This window comes from Burkholderia sp. Se-20378 (genome assembly GCF_017104665.1).
Taxonomy (GTDB): domain Bacteria; phylum Pseudomonadota; class Gammaproteobacteria; order Burkholderiales; family Burkholderiaceae; genus Burkholderia; species Burkholderia lata.
On record NZ_JAAGPG010000530.1, the window covers coordinates 1 to 5,434 of the forward strand.

Here is a 5,434-nt window from a genome sequence, read left to right on the forward strand (position 1 = left end):
TCGCGACCTGATTCGCGGCGGAGAGATCGACGAGGTATGGCTCACGCTGCCGATGTCGCACGAGTGGCGGATCCAGCGCATCGTCCGCGAGTTGCGCGACGAGTTCGTGGAGCTGCGGCTGCTGCCCGACGTACGACAGATGGCGGTGGTCGATCGCTCGGCGACCGACGTGCTCGGCATGCCGGCCATCAACCTCGCGACCACGCCGCGTTCGGCGCCGGAGCTGTGGGCGAAGTTCGCATTTGACCGGCTGTTCGCATTCGGCGTGCTGATTCCGTTGCTGCCGCTGCTGTCGATGCTGGCCGTCGCGGTCAAGCTGTCGTCGCCGGGGCCCGTGCTGTTCAGGCAGCGCCGCAAGGGCGTCGACGGCCGGGAGTTCGACATCCTGAAGTTCCGGACGATGCGCGTGCATCGAGACCAACCGGGTGTCGTGCGGCAGGCGTCGCGCAACGATTCGCGCATCACGCGGGTCGGCGCGTTCCTGCGGCGCACGTCGCTCGACGAGCTGCCGCAATTCTTCAACGTGCTGTTCGGGCAGATGTCGGTCGTCGGTCCGCGCCCGCATGCGATCGAACACGACGACTTCTACCGGCAGCTGATCGACTGCTACATGTATCGCTACCGCGTGCGGCCCGGCATCACTGGGTGGGCACAGGTGAACGGCTATCGCGGCGAGACGCGCAAGGTCGAGGCGATGGAAGCGCGCGTGAAGTTCGATCTGTTCTACATGCAGAACTGGAGCTTCTGGTTCGACATGAAGATCATCCTGTTGACGGTCGTGCGGGGATTCATCGGGCGCAATGCATTCTAAGGATCGCGAATCGTCTGGAAAGCGGTGCGTTGTGCGATCGAACGTACCGACCGGAGCGCATCTGACGGACACACTGACGGCACAGCAGCATCCCGCGTAACGGGGTGTCCGGCGGCGCAAAAGCGCGCCGCAGCCATCGGAATGGTCACGAACATGTCAACGTCGATTCGGGAGCGAAGCGCACCGGTACTGCAGGAAGCGCGCGCGGAGCGGGGCGCCGGTACGGCCGCGTCTGCCGCGCGGTCGTGCCGGCTCGCGATCAACGGGAAATTCACCGCGCAGCGCATGACGGGCGTTCAGCGCGTGGCATACGAACTGACGGCCGAACTCGCGCGGATCGCGAGCGCCGACGATGCACTGGCGCTCGTCGTGCCATCCGATCACGATCCGGCGGCCATGCCGGCCGGCGCGCGGTCGCTGACGTCCGGGCGCCGGCACGGCACGCTGTGGGAACAATGGACGCTGCCGCGCACGACGCGCGGCCGGACCTTGTTGAGCCTTTGCAACATGGGTCCGCTGGTCAAACGCGATCAACTGCTGATGATTCATGACGCGGCGATTTTCGATCTGCCACACGGCTATTCGATGGCGTTTCGCCTCTGGTACCGCTTCGCGTTCTCGATCATGAAGCGACGTGCGCGCCATATCGTGACGGTTTCGCATTTTTCGCGGGCGCGGCTGGCCGCGCGGCTTGGCGTGCCGCCTGCACGCCTGTCGGTCGTGCCGGGTGCGGTCGATCATATCGACCGCATCGATGCCGATCCCGGCGTGCTGTCGCGCCTGAATCTCGAGACGGACCGCTACGTGTTGTTCGTCGGGTCGCTCGCGCCCGGCAAGAATCTCGTGCGCGCACTGGCCGCGGTGGCGCTGATGCGCGAGTCGCACCCGACGTTGCGCTTCGTGATCGCGGGGGGCGCCAATGCGAAGATCTTCGGCGCACGGGCGGCGGGCCTGCGCGAAGACGATCCGTACGTCACATGGGCCGGTTACGTGACCGACGGCGAGCTGAAGGCGCTGTACGAGCATGCGGGCTGCTTCGTGTTTCCGTCGCTATACGAAGGATTCGGGTTGCCGCCGCTCGAGGCGATGCGGTGTGGCTGCCCGGTCGTCGTGTCGCACGAAGGGGCGTTGCCGGAAGTCTGCGGCGGTGCAGCGCTGTTCTGCGATGCGTATTCGCCGCCGGATATCGCCGCGGCGATCGCCCGCGTCATGGACGATCCCGAACTGCGGGCACGACTGCGCACGCTGGGCCGCGAGCACGCGCAGCGGTACAGCTGGCAGCGTTCGGCGCGTACGTTGTTCGACATCGTCCGTGCCGACGCCTGACGTACGCTGACGCGGCGCTGCGCACGGGTCGAGCGATTCCGGCGGTGTCTGCGACACCCCCATTCGACGACGTCGCGATTTCACGTCCGTCCCCAAATTCCGCATACTTCTGCGCGCACCGAGCGCCACGCTGATTCCAGTCAACACACGCGTGTTCAATGGGTTTATCCTGCGTCGAATGCGTCCGGCACTTCGTGTCTCCGGGCGCACATCCGGACACGGTGGCAGGCGGTGACGCCTGCCCGCCGCGCACCGGCGCGACACCGCGCGCCGCAATGCCGCGCGCGGAACCCGGAACAGGAGAGACGGTCATGGCGCTCGACCAACAACAACGGCAGACGCTGAAACAGCGGCTGAACGAGAGCGAGCAGACGTTGCGTGCGGAGATTCGCACCACCGAAGACCAGCGCGCGTCGGAATCCTACGCAGACCTCGCCGGCGCGGCGCCGGACGAGGGCGACGAGGCCAATGCGGATCTGTTCGTCGACGTCGATCATGCGTTGATCGGCATGAAACTGACCGAGCTGCGCGCGATCGGCCGCGCCCAGCAGCGGATGCGTGACGGCAGCTACGGCGAGTGCATCGACTGCGACGGCTCGGTTGGCTACGAGCGCCTGCTGGCACGGCCGGCCGCCGAACGCTGCACGCATTGCCAGTCGATCTACGAACGGCACTACGCCACGACGCCGCGCGCCTCCCTCTGACTCCGACGTCTCAGCCATCACGGCGCTGCACGCGCGGCGCGGCCGGCGTACGATGATGAACGGGCGCCCGGCGGCGTCAGCATGCAGCGCCGGGCGGGCAGACGCCGTCGCGCACGCGCACGGCGCCATCCACGTGGAAGGGAGCCACGCCGATCATGCCGATCCACAATGCCGGGTGTGCGGCCGTGTTCGCCGAGATTGCCGACATGCTCGAGATCCAGGGCGCCAATCCGTTCCGGGTGCGTGCCTATCGCAATGCCGCACGGACGATTGCCGACTACGGGCGCGATATCCCGACGATGGTCGCGAACGGCGACGATCTCGGGAAGATTCCGTCGATCGGGCCGGATCTCGCGTCGAAGCTGCGCGAGATCGCCGCGACCGGCACATGCGAATTGCAGCAAACGCTGCGTCACGCGTTGCCGGGCGCGATCGTCGAGCTGCTCGACGTGCCGGGGCTCGGCGCCAAACGCGTGAAGGCGCTGCACGATGCACTGCACGTCGATTCGCTCGAGCAGCTTCGCGCGGAAGCGAAGAGTGGGCACGTGCGCGAGCTGCCGGGCTTCGGCGCGAAAACCGAAGCGCATCTGCTCGAAGCGATCGACGATCGGCTGAAGCGCGAACCTCAACGTTTCCTGCTCCCTGATGCGGCGCACTCGCTGCTGCCGCTGCTCGAACGCCTGCGTGCGATCGCGGGCGTCGGCAAGGCCGTGCCGGCCGGCAGTTTCCGCCGCCGGCGCGAGACGGTCGGCGATCTCGACATCCTCGTCACCGCGCGCGATCCGGTGGCCGTCGCCGAAGCGTTCGTCGGTTATGGCGAGGTGGCGCGCGTATTGGCGCACGGCAAGACGAAGTCGAGCGTCGTGCTCGTCAGCGGGTTGCAGGTCGACCTGCGCGTCGTCGATGCCGACGCATTCGGCGCGGCGCTCGTCTACTTCACCGGATCGAAGGCGCACAACATCGCGTTGCGCAGGATCGCACAGGCCGGCGGGCTGAAGATCAACGAGTACGGCGTGTTTCGCGGTGACGAACGGATTGCGGGTGAGACCGAGGCGTCGATCTATGCGTCGATCGGGCTTCACGACGTGCCGCCCGAGTTGCGCGAGGATCGCGGCGAGATCGACGCAGCGCGCGCGGGCACGCTGCCGGCGCTGGTCGAGCGCAAGCACGTGCACGGCGACCTGCATGCGCATACCGACGCATCGGCAGGTCGTGACAGCCTGCGTGCGATGGCCGATGCGGCACGCGCACGCGGGTTCGCGTATCTGGCCATCACCGACCGGGTGCCGCACGCCGGCGGCCGCAGCAACTTCGACTGGCTTGCCCGGCAGCTTGACGAGATCGATCGCCTCAACGCGTCGTTCGACGATTTCGTGCTGCTCAAGGGCGTGGAAGCCGGCATTCGCGAGGACGGCAGCCTCGATGTGCCCGATGCGATGCTCGGCCGGCTCGATCTCGTGGTCGGTGCGGTACGCGACGGCTTCGAGTTGCCGCGCGACGCGCAGACCGCGCGCATGCTGCGCGCGATGGATCATCCGCATTTCACGATTCTCGCGCACCCGACGGGCCGCGTGCTCGGCGAGCGCGACGCGTGCGAACTCGACGTGCCGCGGGTGATCGCGCATGCCGCGGCGCGCGGCTGCTTCGTCGAACTCGATGCGCAGCCGCGGCGGCTCGACCTGCCCGACATCTGGTGCCGAGAGGCCGCGAAAGCTGGCGTGCCGGTGGCGATCGGCTCGGATGCGTGCAGTGCGGACGAACTCGACAATCTTGCGTACGGCGTCGATCAGGCGCGTCGAGGCTGGCTCACGCGAGCCGACGTGCTGAACACGCGTACGCTCGCGCAATTGAGGCCGTTGCTGGCGCGCACGATGGGAGCGGGCGGCGCGTCGAAGCGCAGCGGCGGCGCGAAGGGCGCGTGAACGCGGCCGACGCGCGTGCCGTCAGCCGCTGGCCATACATGAATGCGGTTCCGTCATGCCAGCACGCCGGTCGCCGGCACGTAGGGCAGACCAAGCGCCAGCGCGACGGCTTCGTACGTGATGTGTCCGTCGCACACGTTCAGGCCCGCGCGCAGATGCGGATCGTCGGTCATCGCCTGCTTCCAGCCCTTGTCGGCGAGCGCGAGCGCTTGGGTGAGCGTTGCGTTGTTCAGCGCGAAGGTCGACGTGCGCGCGACCGCGCCGGGCATGTTCGCGACGCAGTAGTGCACGACGCCGTCGACGACGAAGGTCGGGTCCGCGTGCGTCGTCGCATGCGAGGTTTCGAAGCATCCGCCCTGGTCGATCGCGACGTCGACGACGACCGCCCCCGTGCGCATCGTCGCGATCATGTCGCGCGTGACGAGCCGCGGCGCCGATGCGCCCGGCACGAGCACGGCGCCGATCACGACGTCGGCATCGCGCACGGCTTCGTCGATCGTGTGCGCATTCGAGCAGACGGTCGTGATCCGGTTGGCGAACACGAGGTCGAGCTGGCGCAGCCGGTTCACGTTGGTGTCGAGCACGGTGACGCGTGCGCCGAGGCCGACCGCCATCTGCAGCGCGCCGGTGCCCACCACGCCCGCGCCGAGCACGACGACATGCGCGGCCGC

At 67.9% G+C, this 5,434-nt stretch carries 5 protein-coding genes; 4 read left to right on the top strand and 1 reads right to left on the bottom strand.

Annotation, left to right across the window (positions count from 1 at the left end; all coding sequences use genetic code 11):
* The 4 genes from G3N93_RS32955 to polX all read left to right on the top strand — a co-directional run.
* The coding region (locus G3N93_RS32955) for an undecaprenyl-phosphate glucose phosphotransferase (RefSeq protein ID WP_206134834.1) at window positions 1–811 on the top strand (811 nt) is incomplete at its 5' end.
* A 153-nt stretch (window positions 812–964) separates the two neighbouring features.
* Window positions 965–2,137, top strand: coding sequence for a glycosyltransferase family 1 protein (locus tag G3N93_RS32960; RefSeq protein WP_206134835.1), 1,173 nt, complete (start codon window positions 965–967; stop codon window positions 2,135–2,137).
* Between the two features lie 311 nt (window positions 2,138–2,448).
* Window positions 2,449–2,841 (top strand): TraR/DksA family transcriptional regulator, encoded by a 393-nt coding sequence (locus G3N93_RS32965; protein ID WP_011355401.1) that lies wholly within the window; start codon window positions 2,449–2,451, stop codon window positions 2,839–2,841.
* Window positions 2,842–2,996: 155 nt separating this feature from the next.
* On the top strand, window positions 2,997–4,763 hold the full coding sequence (polX, locus tag G3N93_RS32970; protein WP_206134836.1) for a DNA polymerase/3'-5' exonuclease PolX: 1,767 nt from the start codon (window positions 2,997–2,999) through the stop codon (window positions 4,761–4,763).
* Window positions 4,764–4,816: 53 nt separating this feature from the next.
* On the opposite strand, the gene G3N93_RS32975 is transcribed toward polX, so the two are convergent.
* A partial coding sequence (locus G3N93_RS32975; protein ID WP_277396587.1) for an alanine dehydrogenase occupies window positions 4,817–5,434 on the bottom strand: 618 nt, incomplete at its 5' end.